At 70.3% G+C, this 17,310-nt stretch carries 17 protein-coding genes; 7 read left to right on the forward strand and 10 right to left on the reverse strand.

The genetic code is table 11. The features are described from left to right. Positions 1 to 402: 402 nt before the first annotated feature. The 6 genes from ACFVYA_RS03105 to rimO all read right to left on the reverse strand — a co-directional run bounded on the left by ACFVYA_RS03105 (position 403) and on the right by rimO (position 5,820). Complete coding sequence (locus tag ACFVYA_RS03105; protein ID WP_387041756.1) at positions 403 to 1,389, reverse strand: hypothetical protein; 987 nt, start codon at positions 1,387 to 1,389, stop codon at positions 403 to 405. 23 nt (positions 1,390 to 1,412) lie between these two features. Then, on the reverse strand, positions 1,413 to 2,252 hold the full coding sequence (locus tag ACFVYA_RS03110; protein WP_285993504.1) for a PspA/IM30 family protein: 840 nt from the start codon (positions 2,250 to 2,252) through the stop codon (positions 1,413 to 1,415). A 286-nt stretch (positions 2,253 to 2,538) separates the two neighbouring features. After that, complete coding sequence (locus tag ACFVYA_RS03115) at positions 2,539 to 2,997, reverse strand: helix-turn-helix domain-containing protein (protein ID WP_285993505.1); 459 nt, start codon at positions 2,995 to 2,997, stop codon at positions 2,539 to 2,541. A 99-nt stretch (positions 2,998 to 3,096) separates the two neighbouring features. Further along, complete coding sequence (locus ACFVYA_RS03120; RefSeq protein WP_387041760.1) at positions 3,097 to 3,636, reverse strand: CinA family protein; 540 nt, start codon at positions 3,634 to 3,636, stop codon at positions 3,097 to 3,099. A 109-nt stretch (positions 3,637 to 3,745) separates the two neighbouring features. Continuing rightward, positions 3,746 to 4,387, reverse strand: a complete 642-nt coding sequence (gene pgsA, locus ACFVYA_RS03125) for a CDP-diacylglycerol--glycerol-3-phosphate 3-phosphatidyltransferase (protein WP_285993507.1) — start codon at positions 4,385 to 4,387, stop codon at positions 3,746 to 3,748. Further along, on the reverse strand, positions 4,384 to 5,820 hold the full coding sequence (gene rimO / locus ACFVYA_RS03130; protein ID WP_387041762.1) for a 30S ribosomal protein S12 methylthiotransferase RimO: 1,437 nt from the start codon (positions 5,818 to 5,820) through the stop codon (positions 4,384 to 4,386). Before rimO ends, pgsA begins: the two co-directional genes overlap by 4 nt. A 157-nt stretch (positions 5,821 to 5,977) precedes the next feature. On the opposite strand from rimO, the gene ACFVYA_RS03135 reads away from it, so the two are divergent. The 3 genes from ACFVYA_RS03135 (at position 5,978) to ACFVYA_RS03145 (ending at position 7,672) form a co-directional block, all read left to right on the forward strand. Continuing rightward, complete coding sequence (locus ACFVYA_RS03135) at positions 5,978 to 6,487, forward strand: amino-acid N-acetyltransferase (RefSeq protein WP_387041765.1); 510 nt, start codon at positions 5,978 to 5,980, stop codon at positions 6,485 to 6,487. Between the two features lie 87 nt (positions 6,488 to 6,574). Continuing rightward, positions 6,575 to 7,009, forward strand: a complete 435-nt coding sequence (locus ACFVYA_RS03140; protein ID WP_387041769.1) for a phospholipase — start codon at positions 6,575 to 6,577, stop codon at positions 7,007 to 7,009. Between the two features lie 51 nt (positions 7,010 to 7,060). Continuing rightward, on the forward strand, positions 7,061 to 7,672 hold the full coding sequence (locus ACFVYA_RS03145; protein WP_285993511.1) for a nitroreductase family protein: 612 nt from the start codon (positions 7,061 to 7,063) through the stop codon (positions 7,670 to 7,672). Here the strand turns inward: ACFVYA_RS03145 and ACFVYA_RS03150 are convergent. Next, on the reverse strand, positions 7,665 to 8,096 hold the full coding sequence (locus ACFVYA_RS03150; protein WP_387041772.1) for a hypothetical protein: 432 nt from the start codon (positions 8,094 to 8,096) through the stop codon (positions 7,665 to 7,667). The genes ACFVYA_RS03145 and ACFVYA_RS03150 overlap by 8 nt on opposite strands. A 39-nt stretch (positions 8,097 to 8,135) precedes the next feature. Next, entirely contained in the window at positions 8,136 to 10,628 is a 2,493-nt protein-coding gene (locus ACFVYA_RS03155; protein ID WP_387041775.1) for a DNA translocase FtsK, read from the reverse strand. 155 nt (positions 10,629 to 10,783) lie between these two features. Between ACFVYA_RS03155 and ACFVYA_RS03160 the strand changes: the two genes are divergently transcribed. After that, the gene (locus ACFVYA_RS03160; protein ID WP_387041777.1) at positions 10,784 to 11,599 is read left to right on the forward strand and encodes a lysophospholipid acyltransferase family protein; all 816 of its coding nucleotides are present in this window, start codon (positions 10,784 to 10,786) and stop codon (positions 11,597 to 11,599) included. A 33-nt stretch (positions 11,600 to 11,632) separates the two neighbouring features. Next, a complete protein-coding gene (gene wrbA, locus ACFVYA_RS03165) occupies positions 11,633 to 12,247 on the forward strand; it encodes an NAD(P)H:quinone oxidoreductase (RefSeq protein ID WP_387041780.1) in 615 nt (204 codons plus the stop codon). 40 nt (positions 12,248 to 12,287) lie between these two features. Here the strand turns inward: wrbA and ACFVYA_RS03170 are convergent, their stop codons facing one another. Next, positions 12,288 to 12,833, reverse strand: coding sequence for a hypothetical protein (locus ACFVYA_RS03170; protein WP_387041783.1), 546 nt, complete (start codon positions 12,831 to 12,833; stop codon positions 12,288 to 12,290). Positions 12,834 to 13,086: 253 nt separating this feature from the next. Between ACFVYA_RS03170 and ACFVYA_RS03175 the strand changes: the two genes are divergently transcribed. After that, positions 13,087 to 14,034 (forward strand): DMT family transporter, encoded by a 948-nt coding sequence (locus tag ACFVYA_RS03175; protein WP_387041786.1) that lies wholly within the window; start codon positions 13,087 to 13,089, stop codon positions 14,032 to 14,034. A 100-nt stretch (positions 14,035 to 14,134) separates the two neighbouring features. Next, complete coding sequence (locus ACFVYA_RS03180) at positions 14,135 to 15,511, forward strand: amino acid permease (protein ID WP_387041789.1); 1,377 nt, start codon at positions 14,135 to 14,137, stop codon at positions 15,509 to 15,511. Between the two features lie 9 nt (positions 15,512 to 15,520). Here ACFVYA_RS03180 and ACFVYA_RS03185 read toward each other — a convergent pair whose 3' ends face one another. Beyond that, the gene (locus ACFVYA_RS03185) at positions 15,521 to 17,245 is read right to left on the reverse strand and encodes a hypothetical protein (RefSeq protein WP_387041791.1); all 1,725 of its coding nucleotides are present in this window, start codon (positions 17,243 to 17,245) and stop codon (positions 15,521 to 15,523) included. Positions 17,246 to 17,310 lie beyond the last annotated feature (65 nt).

Raw genomic sequence — 17,310 nt, forward strand, 5'->3', positions numbered from 1 at the left:
GTGACACCTCTGCATGCATGACAGAAACGTTAGGCTGCGGACGTTTCCGTAGCCACCAGTTTCCGATTACGCGCGGGTTTCGGCCCCGGAAGGTGAACAGGGGGCGACGCCGGGGTGAAACGCACGATCACGCACGCGCCGTGACGACCAGCCGGATCGACCGGTTGGCGGCACCCGAACGGCCGAGTTTCAGATCCCAACGGCCCAATACCGGCCCGATCCGCGTGATGGAGGCCGTAACTCGCGTGACTGGAGGGTCGACACGCGTGATTCGGGAGCCGACACGCGTGATTCTCGGGTCGACACGCCGGACAGCGGGCCGGCTTGCCGTGTCGACCCTTCAATCACGTGTGTCGACCCTTCAATCACGTGTGTCGACCTCGGGATCACGGGAGGTGCGGGTCAGGAGAGTTCGCGGAGGGCCATGGCGAGGCCGGCCAGGTGGTCCGTGGCGTCGGTGAGGGCCTGCTTGGACGTCACCAGGCCGTCGCCGGCGGCGGCGACCGTGTGGCCGGCCGCGGCGACCAGGCCGCGGTAGCCCTCGAGGCCGTCGTCGAGTTGCTCGCGGAGCTTGGCCACCGCTGCGTCGAGGGCGGGCTTCTCGCGGGCGGGTGCCGAGTCGCGGCCGCGCTCGATCGCGTGGATGCGGGCCGCCAGGCCGCGCAGCGCGGCTGCCGCCTCGGTCGCCGTCTGACGGGCGTCGGCGACGGACACTTCCGAGACCGGGGGCGTCCCCAGCGAAGACGGTACCGAGAGCTGGCGCAGCAGCTCCGTCAGCGACGCCTCGCACTCGGCGAGGCGTTCCATCGGCTCGCGGGCCGCCGAGCGGGCGGGAGGCAGCGGCGGCGGGCCGGCCGGTGCCGCCGGGATCGGGGTGCGCTTCAGTTCGCGCAGCTTGAGGCCGGAGCGGACGCTGAACGTGCCGAACACGACGGCCGCGGCGAACCCCGCGATCGCCTGCGGCATCATCGGCGTCGCCGCGGCGCTCATCCAGCCCATCCCGGCCGCGACGGTGAGGACGCCGCACAGGATCGTCAGCAGGATCCACAGCGTCAGCGCGCGGGACGTCCGGCGCTTGCGGCGTTCGAGCTTCGCGGCCGGGTGGTTCCAGCGGTCCCACTTGGCCCGGGCCTCGGCGAACGCCGGGACCTGGCTCGCCATGGACGACAGCGAGGCCGTCATGTCCGGCCGCCGGACCGGCGGCCGCTGCAGCGGGTTCGGACGCGGCGGTGCGGGCTTCCCGCCGGCCTGGTCGGCCGGCGGGAAGTACTTCTGCACCTTTTGGAGCTTTTCCTGGGCGCGCACGGCGTAGTCGGGCAGCTTCTCGATGTGCTTCTCCAGCTTCGCGCTCAGCTCACTGAAGTCACGCCGTCTGCCCTGCTGCCCCATGGTGCACGCCCCCTTCGATGTGGTCAGGCCGGGTTCTTGCCCTGCTCGGCCTGGACGCGCGCCTGGATCTCACGCTGGATGTCGGCCTGGCTGCTCGCCGCCGGAGCCGCCTTGCCGCCATCGGTCACCTGGGCGACCGAGTCACCGTGCATCGACGCGCGGATCTGCTGCAGCCGCGACTGGCCGGCCATCTGCGTGGTGGAGGCCTGGACCTCCATCATGCGCCCCTGGACCGAGTTCTGCGCCAGCTCCGCCGAGCCCAGCGCCGTGGTGTAGCGCTTCTCGATCTTGTCGCGGACCTCTTCCAGCGACGGCGTGTTGCCCGGTGCCGCCAGCTGGCTCATCTGGTTCAGCGAGGCGGAGACCTGCTCCTGCATCTTCGCCTGCTCCAGCTGCGAGAGCAGCTTGGTGCGCTCGGCCAGCTTCTGCTGCAGCATCTGCGAGTTGCGCTCCACGGCCTTCTTGGCCTGGGCCGCGGCCTGCAGCGACTGGTCGTGCAGCGTCTTCAGGTCCTCGATGCTCTGCTCGGCCGTGACGAGCTGCGTCGCGAAGCTCTCCGCGGCGTTCTCGAACTCGGTGGCCTTCTGCTCGTCGCCCTTGGAGCGGGCTTCGTCGGCGAGGACCAGTGCCTGCCGGGTCGAGGCCTGGAGCTTCTCGACCTCGCCGAGCTGCCGGTTGAGCTTCATCTCCAGCTGCCGCTGGTTGCCGATCACGGAGGCGGCCTGCTGCGTCAGCGCCTGGTGGTTGCGCTGCGCCTCCTCGATGGCCTGCTGGATCTGTACCTTCGGGTCGGCGTGCTCGTCGATCTTCGACGAGAACGCCGCCATCATGTACTTCCAGAACTTCACGAACGGGTTGGCCATCTCCTCCGCCTGCCTTCTTGCGTCCCACGGGCCTTGGTAACTCGGGGTGGGGCGTCACTCCCCTGCATCTGCAACGCACCGACCCCGGCGTCGGGTTCCATCGTGTCAGGTCGGCCACGTCCGTTCCAGGCGACCCCGGGGGATTTCAGGGTTCGCCCCTGATCACCCCTGGAGGTAACGCCGACGGCCCCGGGCGGGTTGCCCGGGGCCGTCGGCCGAAATCAGGGGTGAAACGGTGCTCTAGGCGACCGATCGGGGCGAGCACACCTCGGCCCCGTCCACGCCCTCAGGCGGCGATCGTGGAAGCCAGCTTGGGCTGCCCGATCGTCGTCCGCAACGTCGTGTTCATCCTCGGTGCGGGCGAAACCCGCAGGTCGGCGAGGTCGTTCCCGATCAGCTCCGACATCAGGCGGCCGCCTTCGATGCCGGCCGCCGAGGCCTCGGCGCCCCGCTTCTCCCGGGGCGTGCCTTCCACGATCCGCTCGTCGACCGGTGGGACCTCGACGTTGTCGAGAGCCGAAACGTCCGCCGCCACGTTGTGCAGCAGCTCGCCGAGCGGAAGGTCCAGGGCCTGGCAGATGGACGCGAGCAGTTCGCTCGACGCCTCCTTCTGGCCCCGTTCCACCTCCGAGAGGTAGCCGAGGCTGACCCTGGCGGCGCGGGAGATGTCGCGCAGCGTACGACGCTGGTTGGTGCGGGCATGACGGAGCCGATCACCGATCGCCTCACGCAACAGCACGGTCATCACGCGCCTCCCTTCCGAACAAGTACCCCCTACGTTACCCAGAGCGGCGCCCCGGGCGCAGGAGTTGGTGTGCACGTACGCCAAGGGCGAACGCGTGTTTCACGCCAGATGTTCCCCGAGCAGGGCAAACGCGGCCAAGACCGACTCGGTCCTGATCAAGTCGCGATCGCCGGTCAAGGCCAGCGTACGGACTGTGACATCCGAGGCTTCGCCTCGGGTCGGGGGCTCCGCCACCCCAGCCCCCGAAAGACGCGGTGCAGGTGTTCCTGGCCCGGCGAGCCCGATGTGCACGGTGCCCGGTTCGACGCCGTCTTGCGCCGACGGTCCGGCCACGCCGGTGAGCCCGAGGCCCCACGTGGCGCCGCACCGGTCGCGGGCGCCCTCGGCCAGCTGGGCGGCCACCTCGGGGTGGACGGCGCCGTGCTCGGCCAGCAGCCCGGGGTCGACACCGGCCAGTGCGGCCTTCAGCTCGGTCGCGTAGACGACCAGTCCGCCACGCAGGACGGCGCTCGCCCCCGGTACCCGCGCGAGGGTGGCGCAGACGAGCCCGGCCGTCAGCGACTCGGCCGCCGCGACGGTCTCGCCCCGCGCGGCCAGGGCCGCGATGAGCGCGGCGGCCTGCTCGTCGCCGGGGGTCACCGCGGCTCGCGGATGGCTCGTCGGGCACCCCGGCCTCGTACGGACCGCCTGGGCGGCGACGTAGTGAATGACTCGTGCACGCCGCCGGGCCGGCCGCCACGGTCCACCGTCAGCTCCCGGTGACCCGGCGCCCGGCCGCCCGCAGCCGCACCGCCCGCAGCAGGTAGTCGACGCCGGTCACCACGGTCAGCACCACCGCCAGCCCCATCAACGCCCACCGCACCGGGTCCGCCCCCGCCGGCAGCGGTAGCAGGTACGCCACGATCGCGGCGATCTGCGCCATCGTCTTGGCCTTCCCGCCCCGGCTGGCCGGGATCACGCCGTGCCGGATCACCCAGAACCGCAGCAGCGTCACGCCGATTTCGCGGACCGCGATGACGATCGTGACCCACCAGCCGAGCTCGCCCAGCACGCTCAGCCCGACCAGCGCCGCGCCGGTCAGCGCCTTGTCCGCGATCGGGTCGGCGATCTTGCCGAAGTCGGTGATCAGGCCGTACTTGCGGGCCACCCAGCCGTCCAGCTGGTCGGTGGCCGAAGCGATCGCGAACAGCCCGGTCGCGAGCGCGCGCCAGGTCGTGTCGTGGCCGTCGCCGACGAACAGCGCGACGACGAACAGCGGCACCAGGACCAGCCGCGACAACGTCAGGAGGTTCGCGACGTTGAGCGTCGGAACCGGGGTCGGCTCCGGGACCTGGGCCGGGGCGTCGTGCGCCAGGCCCTCGTCGGCGGCGTCGCTGGGGAGCGCACTCACCGGTCGGCGTCCGGTACCGCGCGGACGATCAGGTCGACGCCCGCCGAGTCGACGACCTCGCAGTGCAGGAAGTCACCGACCTGCACCTTCTCCGGCGCGTCGAGGATGATGCACTCGCCGTCGACCTCGGGGGCCTGGTGCGCCGCGCGGCCGGTGAGCTCGCCGTCGTCGTCCAGCTCCACCAGGACGTCGACGAAGGTGCCGATCCGGTCCTCGGCGCGCTGCGTGGTCAGCTCCTCGACCAGCGCGGAGATCCGGGTGACGCGCTCGGCGACCTCTTGGGGATCGAGCTTGCCGTCGAACGTCTCGGCTTCGGTGCCGTCCTCGTCGGAGTAGCCGAAGACGCCCACGGCGTCGAGGCGCGCGCCGGTCAGGAACCGCTCGAGCTCGGCCAGGTCGTGCTCGGTCTCGCCGGGGAACCCGACGATCACGTTCGTCCGGATGCCCGCCTCGGGCGCGTACTCGCGGATCTGCTCGCACAGCGCCAGGAACGAGTCCGTCGAGCCGAACCGGCGCATCCGGCGCAGCACCTGCTCGCTGGAGTGCTGGAACGACAGGTCGAAGTACTCGGCGACGCCCGGCGTGGTGGCGATGGCCTTGACCAGCTGCGGGCGCGTCTCGGCCGGCTGCAGGTAGGAGACGCGGACGCGCTCGATGCCGTCGATCTCCGCCAGGCGCGGCAGCAGCCGCTCCAGCGCGGTGGCGCCGTCGCGGCCGAAGTCCTTGCCGTAGGACGTCGAGTTCTCGCTGACCAGGAACAGCTCCTTGACGCCGTTCTCGGCCAGCCACATCGCCTCGGCGACGATCTCGTCCGGCTGCCGCGAGACGAACGAGCCGCGGAACGACGGGATCGCGCAGAACGAGCAGCGCCGGTCGCAGCCGGAAGCGATCTTCAGCGCGGCCACCGGCGAGTCGTCGAGGCGCGTGCGCAGCACCCGCGGGCCCCAGCCGTGCTGCGCGTGCCCCGGGACCTCGACCGTCTCCGCGGCGGCAGGCCGCTGGACCGGGCTGATCGGGAGCAGCTTGCGGCGGTCGCCCGGCGTGTGCGAGGCGATCTTGCGGCCGGCGACGACGTCGTCGAGCCGGGCCGAGAGGTCGGCGTAGTGGTCGAAGCCGAGCACCGCGTCGGCCTCCGGGAGGCTGTCGGCGAGCTCGTGCCCGTAGCGCTCGGCCATGCAGCCGACGGCGACGACCTTCTTGCCCGTGTCGGACGCGGCGAGCAGCGTGTCGACGGAGTCCTTCTTGGCCGACTCGACGAAGCCGCAGGTGTTGACCACCACGACGTCGGAGTCGTCCGGATCGGCCGCCAGCTCCCAGCCGCCGGCCGCGAGCCGGCCCGCCAGCTCCTCCGAGTCGACCTCGTTGCGGGCGCAGCCCAGGGTCAGCAGGGAGACGCGTCGGGTGGCGGCTGGGTCCGTGGCAGGGGAAGGCACGACGTTCAGCGTAGCCGCCGGTCCCGGGCGGCCCGACGACGGCGTAGCCCGGTCGTGACAACCGGGGCTTCGCCCCGAGCCGGGGGCTTCGCCACCCGGCCCCCCAAAGCGTGCTGTGTCGCCACACCGCCCGGGCGGTGTGGCAGGGTGGACGATCGTGCCGTTCGATTCGCCCCGCCCGACCGTCCGCCGCGCCCGGATCGCCGACGTTCGCAAGATCAAGGCCCTGGTCGATCAGGACGCGGGCCGCGTCCTGCTGGAGAAGGAACTGGTCACGCTGTACGAGGCGGTCCAGGAGTTCTGGGTCGCCGAAGTGGGTGACGAGGTGGTCGGCGCGGCCGCGCTGCACGTGCTCTGGGAGGACATCGCCGAGCTGCGCACCGTCGTGGTCGACAAGGCCGTCCGCGGCCAGGGGGTCGGGCGGGTGCTCGTGGCCCGGCTGGTCGACGAAGCACGTGAGCTGGGTCTCAAGCGGCTGTTCGTGCTCACCTTCGAGACGAGCTTCTTCACCGGGCACGGGTTCGTCGAGATCGACGGCACCCCGGTGTCGCACGAGGTGTACGAGGAGATGCGGCGGTCGCACGACACCGGCGTCGCCGAATTCCTCGACCTCCCCTACGTCAAGCCGAACACCCTGGGCAATTCGCGGATGCTGCTCGAACTCTGAGTGAAACCTCCGTTCGGGCGGTGACGTGCGCCACTGCGCTGCCGGAAGCTGATCGGGCACTTGTCCACCGATCGGCAAGGGAAACCGATGCGCACGACACTGCGGAACCTGGGGGCCACCGTGACGGTGGCCGTTTCTGTCGGCGCGGGCGCCCTGCTGGGCACCGGCACCGCGGCCGCCACCGACATTCCGGCGGTCACCGACCAGTACCTCTTCTCGACGTCCCTGTCCGGCTTCGAAACGATCCGGAACCAGGCGCCGTACCCGGGCCAGCTCGACTGGTCGTCCGACGGCTGTTCCTGGTCGCCGGACACCCCGTTCGGCTGGCAGTTCCTGCCGGGCTGCCACCGGCACGACTTCGGCTACCGCAACTACAAGAAGCAGGGCCGGTTCACCGCGGCGAACCGGCTGAAGATCGACGACAACCTGTATTCCGACCTCAAGAGCGTCTGCGGGTCCAACATCGCCTGCAAGGGCGCGGCCTGGACGTACTACCAGGCGGTCCGCAAGTTCGGCGGCTGAGCCCGGCGGCCCGGGCCGCGCCGTCGGCCCGGGCCCGTCAGGATGGGGCTCATGGACATTGATCATCTCCTCAGCACGACCCGCGCGGTCCGGCGGAAACTCGACCTCGACCGGCCGGTGGAACCCGAAGTTCTCGACGAGTGCCTGAACCTGGCGCTGCAGGCGCCGACGCCCGGCAACGTCCAGGCCTGGCGCTGGCTCGTGGTGCGCGACCAGGACGTGAAGAACCGGCTCGGCACGATCTTCCGCGAGGTCGGCGAGGCCTACCTCGCGGAACGGGCCGACGCGGCGCCGTCGCGGGCGCTGGCTTCCGGGCGGCACCTGATCGACGTGATCGAGCGCGTCCCGGTGTTCGTGATCCCGGTCCTGGCCGGCCGCCCGGCCGGGGACAACGCGGCCGACGCGGCCTTCTACGGCGGCATCTTCCCGGCGGTGTGGAACTTCCAGCTGGCGCTGCGCTCCCGCGGGCTCGGGTCGACGCTCACGACGTACCACCTGGCGCGGGAGGCCGAAGCCGCCGAGATCCTCGGCATCCCGGAGGGCCACACGCAGGCCGGGCTGCTGCCGGTGGCGTACACGACGGTGCCGGACTTCAAGCCCGCCGCGCGCACCCCGCTGGCCGAAGTGGCCTACCTCGACCACTGGGGTACGCCGCTCAGCTGATCCGGACGGTGGCTTCCCCCGCGTCCTCGCTGACCGAGACCAGTTCGATCCGGCTGGCGGCGAACGACGTCTCCTGCGGGCCGGTGCGCAGGCCGCTGTGCAGCTCGGCCGTGGTGCTTTCGCCGCGGCCGGGCTCCTTCAGCAGGAACGCCAGGGTCGCCTCCCCCTGCCAGATGCACTGCATGCCGGCCCGGCACCGCGAGTCGGCGACGACCCGCGTGTAGCGCACGGTGAGGTCCTTCCCCTGCACGGCGACCTCCTGCCCGAGCCGCAGGGTGACGTCGTGCCCGGCCGGGGCACTCACGGTCGACGGCGCCGAGGCGGGCCGGGGAGCAGCGGGCTGCCCGGCGGCGACCGAGCTCCCGGCGCCCACCGTGACGACGGCGAAGGCGAACAGTCCGGCTACGAATCGCTGTAGGTCCACGAAGCCAGGACGGAACGGACCGAGCCGGGGTTGCACGTGCTACTCGTCGTCGTCGCTCGCGTCGGCGTCCACCGGGCCGCCGCCGCGGATCATGAACAGGACCGACTCCAGTTCCTCCGGCTTGATCAGCACGTCGCGGGCCTTCGAGCCCTCCGACGGGCCGACCACGCCGCGGCTTTCCAGCAGGTCCATCAGGCGGCCCGCCTTGGCGAACCCGACTCGCAGCTTGCGCTGCAGCATCGACGTCGAGCCGAACTGGGACGTCACGATCAGCTCCGCCGCCTGCAGCAGGACGTCGAGGTCGTCGCCGATGTCGGAGTCGATCTCCTTGTTCTCGCCCGCCTTCTGCGCCGTGACGCCGTCCTGGTAGTCCGGCTGGGCCTGTTCCTTGGCGTAGTTGACGACCGCCGAGATCTCTTCGTCGCCGACGAACGCGCCCTGGATGCGGACCGGTTTGCCGGCGCCCATCGGCAGGTAGAGCGCGTCGCCCATGCCGATCAGCTTCTCCGCGCCCGGCTGGTCGAGGATGACCCGGGAGTCGGTCAGCGACGACGTCGCGAACGCCAGCCGTGACGGCACGTTGGTCTTGATCAGGCCGGTGACGACGTCGACCGACGGCCGCTGCGTGGCCAAGACCAAATGGATACCCGCGGCCCGGGCCTTCTGGGTGATCCGGACGATCGCGTCCTCGACGTCGCGCGGGGCGGTCATCATCAGGTCGGCGAGCTCGTCGACGATCGCCATGATGTACGGGTACGGCCGGTACTCGCGCTCCGAGCCCGGCGGCGCGGTGATCTCGCCCGACTTGACCTTCTTGTTGTAGTCGTCGATGTGCCGGACCTTGTTGACCTGCATGTCCTGGTAGCGCTGCTCCATCTCCTCCACCAGCCAGGCCAGCGCGGCGGCGGCCTTCTTCGGCTGGGTGATGATGGGCGTGATCAGGTGCGGGATGCCCTCGTACGGCGTCAGCTCGACCATCTTCGGGTCGATCAGGATCATCCGGCACTCGTCCGGCGTCGCCCGCGCGAGCAGCGAGACCAGCATCGAGTTGACGAAGCTCGACTTACCGGAACCGGTGGACCCCGCCACCAGCAGGTGCGGCATCTTCGTCAGGTTCGCGGTGACGAAGTGGCCCTCGATGTCCTTGCCGAGGCCGATCACCATCGGGTGGTTGTCCTTGACCGTGGTCGGCGCGCGCAGGACGTCACCCAGGCGGACCATCTCGCGGTCGGAGTTGGGCACCTCGATGCCGACCGCGGACTTGCCCGGGATCGGCGCCAGCAGCCGGACGTTGTCGGTGGCCACCGCGTAGGCGATGTTCTTGGTCAGCGCGGTGATCTTTTCGACCTTCACGCCCGGGCCGAGTTCGACCTCGTATCGGGTGACCGTCGGACCCCGGGTGAAGCCGGTGACCTGCGCGTCGACGTTGAACTGCTCCAGCACGCCGGTGATCGCCTCGATCATGGCGTCGTTGGCCTTGCTGCGGGACTTCGGCACGTCGCCGAGCTTCAGCAGGTCGGGCGGCGGGAGCTGGTAGTCGCCCTCGACCGTGCGGGTGACCGCGAGCGGCGGTTCCGGGGTCTTCTTCGGCTTCTTCTCCGGGACCTCGGCGGGCGGTTTGGGCAGGGCCTTCGGCGGCTTGATCGGCGTCGGCGCCTCGGCGAGGGCGGCTTCGAGGTCGAGTTGCTCTCCGGCGTCGGCCGCCTGGCGGCGCCGCGACGGCTTGCGCAGCCGCGCGGACTTCGGATCGGCTTCGGTGACGGCGTCCTCGTCGGTCGCGAAGCCCGAGCGCTGGGCCTCGGCTTCGGCGATCTCCTCTTCGTCGAGGCCCCAGTGGCGCAGCCGGTGCGGGATCTCGCGGACCGGCGTGCCGGTGAACACGAGCACGCCGAAGAACAGCGCGAGGATCAGCAGCGGCACGGCGACCCAGGTGGTGACGCCCATGGTGAGCAGGCCGCCGGAGAAGGCGCCGACGATGCCGCCGGCGTACATCCGGCCGTCGTTGGTGTCGGGCAGCGCGGTGAAGATGTGCAGCATCCCGAGCACGGACAGGACGACCATGATCGTGCCGACCACCATCCGCGGCCGCGTCTCCGGGTGCGGCTCGGACCGCATCAGCGCGACGGCGACGACGACCAGCACCAGCGGCAGCGTGACCGCCCCGGCGCCGAGGACGGTCCGGGTGGCGATCTCCACCCCGGTGCCGATCGGCCCGGCCGCCCGCCACCAGACGCCGACGGCCGCGACGATGCCCAGGCCGATCAGGCCCAGCGCGAGCCCGTCGCGGCGGTGTTCCGGCTCGAGCTCACGGGTGCGCCCGACCGTGCGGGCCAGCGTGCCGAGGCCCTTGGCCAGCAGGTTCCAGGTGCCGCGGACGCCCTTGCCGAAGAGCCCGGGCGTCTTGCGGCGGCTGCGTGGCGGGGGTTTGCGAGCGGACGACGTACGAGGCTTCGCGGGTGTACGCGGCTTACGCGCCGCTGCCCCCTTCGCGCCGCTTCCGGTGCTTCTCTTCCTCGTCGCCGACCCAGCCATGCCTCAACGGTAACCGGCCGTCGCCGATCGCCTCGTGCGCCACTCTCGGCCCAGGGTGAACTTCTGCCTCACACCGGAGGTCGAGCGGCCATCCGGGTGAACCGATCCGGCCAGTGCGCAAACGGGTGAAATCGGCGTCTGCCATGCTCTGCCCCATGCTCGCGCTGCGCACCGACGAACCGCCCCGCCGTGCTCCCGCCATCTGGCGGACCATGCTGAACATCGACCGCGGGCTGGTGAACCTCGTCGGGCGGCTGACCGTCAGCGGCCGGGTGCCCGCGCAGCTGCGGGGCAAGCCGCTGCTCATGGTCGCGAACCACATCGGCGTGTTCGACGCCTTCGTGCTGATGGCGGCGTGCAAGCGGATCGGCATCAACCCGCGGTTCATGCTGGCCGGCGGCATCCTCGACGCGCCCGTGATCGGGCCGGCGCTGCGGGTCAGCGGGCACCTCCGGGTCGACCGCAAGCACGCCGGGACCGCCGTCGGGCAGTTCGCCGAGGCCGTCGAGGCGATGAAGACCACGCGCGAGCCGATCGTCGTCTACCCGGAGGGCCGGATCAGCCACGACCCCGGCCTGTGGCCGGAGCGCGGCAAGACCGGCGCGGCGCGGCTGGCGCTGGCGGCGGGTGTGCCGGTGATCCCGATCAGCCAGTGGGGCGCGCACGAGGCCGTCTACTGGGGCACCGAGACCGTCAACGGCCCGGCGGACCTGGTCCCGCTGGCCCGCTCGGGGCTCAGCGCGCCGCTGCGCCGCCCGCGGTTCCGGGTGCACTTCGGCGACCCCGTCGACCTCTCGGACATCGACACGCAGCGGCCGGGCGCCGGGGTGCGCGCGCACGCGAAGATCATGCAGGCCATCACCGACGGCCTCGTCCCGCTGCGCCGCGACGAGCTCGACCGGCCGAAGTTCCACGACCCCACCCGGCCGACCGACACGGTCAGCCCCTGGAAGCCGCCGTCCGTACTGTGAGACACCCCGGGCGGCGCCCTTAGAGTCGGCGACGTGAGCACACGGATACTCGTCGTCTACTACAGCTCGACCGGGAACACCGCCGCCCTGGCCGAATCCCTCGCCACGGGCGCGCGCGAGACCGGGGCCGACGTGCGGGTGCGGACCGTGCCGGAAACCGTGCCCGCCGAGGCCATCGCGCGGAACCCGCGCTGGCAGGCCTGGGTCGACGCCGGCCCGCACCACGAGCTCGTCACCCTCGGGGACCTCGAGTGGGCCGACGGGCTGGCCGTCGGCAGCCCGACCCGCTTCGGCGGCCCGGCCGCCCAGCTCAAGTCCTATTTGGACAGCACGGGTGGCCTGTGGGCGCAGGGAAAGCTGGCGGACAAGGTGGCGACGTCGTTCACGACGGCGTCCACGGCGCACGGCGGCCTCGAGTCGACGCTGCTGGCAATCAACAACGTCTTCTACCACTGGGGCGCGATCGTCGTCCCGCTCGGCTACACCGACCCGCACCTGAAGGAATCCGGCAACCCGTACGGCGGCTCGTTCGTGTCCCGGAAGTCCGCGGCGCCGGACGACGTCGCGCTCGACGCCCTGCGCCTGCAGGGCCGGCGGCTGGCCACCATCACCACGCACGTCGCGACCGGGCTGAAGCGCGCGGAGTGACGTCCGGGTGCCACCGCAGCGGCGGCACCCGGACGTCGGGTCAGCGCCGGGCCGCGCGGCGGCGCAGCACCAGGGCACCGGCGCCGGCCGCACCCACGAGGGCGATCGCGCCGCCCGCGAGCAGCGGCGTGGCGGCGGATTCGTCATCGGCCGGGCCACCACCGGTCTGCGGCGCACCCTGCGGCTTCACCCCGACCTGCGGTGCGGGCTTGGCCGCCGGCTTGGCCGACGGAGCCGGCTTGGCGGGCTTCCCGACGGTGAAGGTCCGCACGGGGCCTCGGTGATCGCCGGGTCCGCCCTCGTGGCAGTAAATGTAGGCTTCGTACTTTCCCGGCGGCACGTGTTTGAACACGACGTAACCCGTTTTCCCGCCCGTGATCAGGTCGCTGTACAAGATCGGCTGGTGCCCGCCGGGCACACGGTAACCAGCTTCGGCCTCGACGGCACTGTTGACGCACGTCCCCTCGATGGTCACGTTGTCCGCCTCGTCCACCTCGACCTTCATGGAGGTCGGGTTGCCCGTCGGCGCTTCCGCGGCCGACGCCACGACCGGCGACAACAGCACGAAACCGGCGGCCACACCCACGGCAGCAGAAATTCTCCCCATCATTTTCCCCTCCAGGATTCTTCGCACGACGAATACGTGTGCGAATCAAAAAAAGAAACTCACTCCCCGCCAGATCAATCGCGGGGTCCCCTGTTTCTTGCGACATCCGGAAGACGTCTGCCCCGACGCCCGGTTGCGACCCGGGCGTAACGAAACGGACTCGGCGACCCCTGACCCGGGTAACCGGGATAATCGTTTCGACGGTGACACCGGGCCACCTACAGTCGCGGTGGTGACCACCGAACTCCCCGTCCTCGCGCCACCCCGGGTCGCCCACCGGGGCCGCGGGACCACCTACGTCCTCCTCGCCGCCCTGTTCTTCAGCACGTCCGGCACCCTCGGCAAGTCCGTGATGTCCGCCGGGATCGCCCCGGAGCAGGTGGCCGCGGCGCGGATCGCGCTGGCCGGCGTCGTGCTGCTCGCCGGGGTGGCGCTGGTGGCGCCGCGGAAGCTGCGGGTGCGCCGGGCGGAGCTGCCCGTCCTGGCCGGGTACGGCCTGCTCGGCGTGGCCGGCGTGCAGCTGCTCTACTTCGTCGCCGCGGGCCGGATCCCGGTCGGGATCGCCATCCTGCTGGAGTTCGTCTCGCCGGTGCTCATCGCCTTGTGGGTGCGGTTCGTGCGGCGGCACCGGCTGCCGCGGGCGGTCTGGGGCGGCATCGCGCTGGCCATGGCCGGGCTCGCCCTGGTCGCCCAGGTCTGGGAAGGCGTCACCCTCGACGGGCTCGGCCTGCTGGCCGGCTTCGGCGCGGCGCTGTGCTCGGCCGGGTACTTCCTGCTCGGCGAACGCGCGGTGGCCGACATCGACCCGCTGGGCCTGGTCACCTGGGGCATGGTGATCGGCGCGGTCGCGATCAGCTTCGTCGCGCCGCCGTGGACGTGGCCGGCCGGGCTGCTCGGCTCGGCAGTCGAGTTCGGGGCCTGGCACCCCCCGGTGTGGCTGCTGCTGACCCTGCTGGTGCTGGTCGCGACGGTCCTCGCCTACGTCTGCGGCATTTCGGCGCTGCGGCACCTGCCCGCGTCGGTGGCGAGCGTGCTCGGGCTGGTCGAACCGGTGATCACGACGGTCGCGGCGTGGGTGCTGCTCGGTGAGCAGCTCGCCTGGCCGCAGCTGCTCGGGTCGGCGATCCTGCTGGGCGGGGCGTACGTCGTGCAGCGGAACTCGGAAATCCTCGCCCGCTGAGCCGCCTGCCGGGGGTCGTCACCGCTTGCGCAAATTCTGCACCGGGCGGGCCGTGGGTGCGAAAATTCCGCGATCCACGTTCCCCCGGGGAGGAAGCACCTTGACGACCGAGTCCGGGCTGCGGCCCGACCTGCGGCAGCGGCACGTCCGGATGATCGCCCTCGGCGGCATCATCGGCGCGAGCCTGTTCATCGGCAGCGGCGCGGTGATCCACACCGTGGGCCCGGCCGCCGTGCTGTCCTACGCCATCGGCGGCCTGCTCGTCGTGCTCGTGATGCGGATGCTCGGCGAGATGGCGACCGCGTCGCCGGCGCTGGGCTCGTTCATGGAGTACGCGCGCGACTCGCTCGGCGGCTGGGCGGGCTTCACGATCGGCTGGCTGTACTGGTACTTCTGGGTCGGCGTGGTCGCGTTCGAAGCCGTCGCGGGCGCGAAGATCCTCCAGGGCTGGATCCCCGGCGTGCCGCAGTGGGTGTTTTCGCTGGCGCTGATGCTGCTGCTGACGGCGACGAACCTGGCGTCGGCGCGGTCCTTCGGCGAGACGGAGTTCTGGCTGGCGTCGATCAAGGTCGCCACCATCGTCGTCTTCCTGCTGCTCGGAACGCTGTTCGTGCTCGGGCTCTGGCCGGACGCGCACTTCTCGGCAGGCAACATCGGCCTCGACGGCTTCATCGCGAACGGGCCGTTTTCGGTCGTGCACGGCGTGGTCATCGTGATCTTCTCGTACTTCGGGGCGGAGATCGTCACGATCGCGGCGGCGGAGTCCGACCAGCCGGAGACGGCGGTCCGCAAGGCGACCTCGACGATCGTCTGGCGGGTGATCGTGTTCTACGTGGGTTCGGTGGCGTTGCTGGTGATGATCACGCCGTGGCGCGAGATCCCGAGCGAAACGAGCCCGTTCGCGGCGGCGTTCGGCCGCTTCGGCGTCCCGGCGGCGACGACGATCGTGTCGGCGGTGGTGCTGACGGCGGCGTTGTCGGTGCTGAATTCGGGGCTGTACACGGCATCCCGGATGCTGTTCGCGCTGCGGCGCCACGGCTGGGCCCCGGCGTGGGTGTCGGACACGAACCGGCGGGGTGTGCCGTGGAAGGCGATCCTGGCCTCGACGTCGGTCGGGTACGTGGCGGTGGTGATGAGCTACGTGTCCCCGGACAAGATCTTCTACTTCATCATCAATTCGGCGGGCGCGGTGGCCCTGTTCGTGTACGCGATCATCTGCGGCTCACAGATCCGCATGCGGCGGCGGCTGGAGGAAACGGCACCGGAGACGTTGAAGCTGCGGATGTGGGGATACCCGTGGCTGAGCTGGGTGACGCTGGCGCTGACGCTCGTGGTGGTGGCATCGATGCTCTTCGTGGACTCCGACGCGCGGGCGCAGCTGTACTTGAGCTTGATCAGCTTGGCGGTGATCCTGGGCGTTTACGCCCTCATCCGCCGGCGAGCCGGCCGGGCTCGGGACGGCGTCGGGGCCGACTGAACCCGCCCTTCAACCGGTCTTGCGAACGAGTCCGGTGTAACCGGCAAGGGCAAGTGTCGCCAACGCCCAGACCGTGGCCTGCACCAGCCACGCGGCGGCAGTGAACGCTGCTCCCCAGTGAGCATCGGCGTTGAAATCACAGCGACCGCGAACGCCCGTCGAGGAAAGTGGCAAACCCCTGTCGAGGCCGACACCGATGAGCTCGATCGTCGAGCAAGGCACTCCTACGCCGTTCGCGAACGAGGTCGTGCGTTCCACGGCATGGTGCTTCCCGTCACTGACATGACCAGCCCACAAACCGAGCCCTCCGGCTACCAGCAGTGCCATCAAAAGTGCTCCCGCTGTGCGGCGCGCAAGGTAGCCGTATCCAGCCAGAACCCCCCACAGGCGGTGAAACCGCCTGGCCCACCAGTTGCCGATCGCCTCAGGCGCGCGTTGATAGAGATCCTGTTGCTGGCGGATCAGAATCCGGCGGGCATTGCCGTCGTGGCCGGCAGCGCGCTCCACTGCTGCCAACTGTTGGTACGGCCCAGGGCGGTAGGCTTTCGTGTGGAAGCGGATCAGGTGCAGCCACTCCCGCCAGCCTGGCGCGTCGAGTCCGCCGAACGTGAACCGGTCGAGGTCGACATGATTGCCGCCCGCGCAAAGAACGCCGGGCTGCCGTACCGCGCACACCGAAGAGACCGGCATTGCGACAGTCGCGACGTCCGCATCCCTGATATCCACCAGCAGATCGCCATCGGCGTTCGCCGCTTCCGCGAAATCAAGATCGATATGGCCTTTGACTTGCGCGTTGATGAGACGGACCACACCGGACTTACCGGAGCCGAGGAGTCGCACACCTCGCAGCTGCACATCGCCCCCGGCCTGTAAGCGGTCGGCTTGCAACGCAGGTCCACTGTCGTTGACGATCTCGGCGGCACCGAGGTCGACATGGGCGCCAGCCTGAGCACTGAGAAGGCGGACGGCACCGGCCTCACCTGCGCCCGAAACACGGAGGCCTCGGAGGTACATCGTTCCCCCGACGTGCAACCGATCGGCATACACTCCGGGGCCGCTCTGATTGGTAATCTTCGCGTTGGTGAGCGCAATTTGACTGCCGAGCTGAGCACTGATCAACCGAAGCGCGCCAGTTTCGCCGGCACCCGAAGCCTGAAACTCCCGAAGGTAGAGTCCACCACCGACCGTCAGACGGTCTGCATAAACGGCTGGACCACTGTCGTTGACCACCTCCGCGCCGTCCAGGTCGACGTACCCACCAACACAGGCGCCGCGAAGTCGAACTGCGCCGGCCTCGCCGACACCGGAGATCCGAGTTCGTTGCAGCTTCAGATCTCCGTCGACTTGTAGGCCGTCGGCAAGCAAACGCCGGAGCCGGCTGCTCTGCAGGCTGACCCAAGGGAAATGGCTTCCCGTGAGGGCGATCGATTCGGCGACAACACATCTTCTCAGAGAGATACCAGCGCTCGCCGTGATCTGGTCGAGCCGTAGCCTACCGATGATTCTCAGACCGATCAGTCGAATACCTTGCGGATCGAGCGGACCTCGCCTTCCGAGCAGCAGTTCCCGCAACAGCTCCGCACGCACCTCGTGCGCTGTGTCTTCGCCGGCAGCCAATTGGCCGAGAGCAAGCGCACTGAGTCTCAACTCGGCGCCGCACCGGGCCGCATCCACGACCTTTTTTTCGCAATCCGTAAGATCATTCAACACAGGCAGCGGCGAGAAGTCGGTCACCTGTACCAAGTCGGCACAGGATGGCATTGCGCTACACGTGTCGTCCTTCAGCGAAGATAGCTCGG

This window comes from Amycolatopsis sp. NPDC058278, assembly GCF_042881395.1.
Taxonomy (GTDB): Bacteria; Actinomycetota; Actinomycetes; order Mycobacteriales; family Pseudonocardiaceae; genus Amycolatopsis.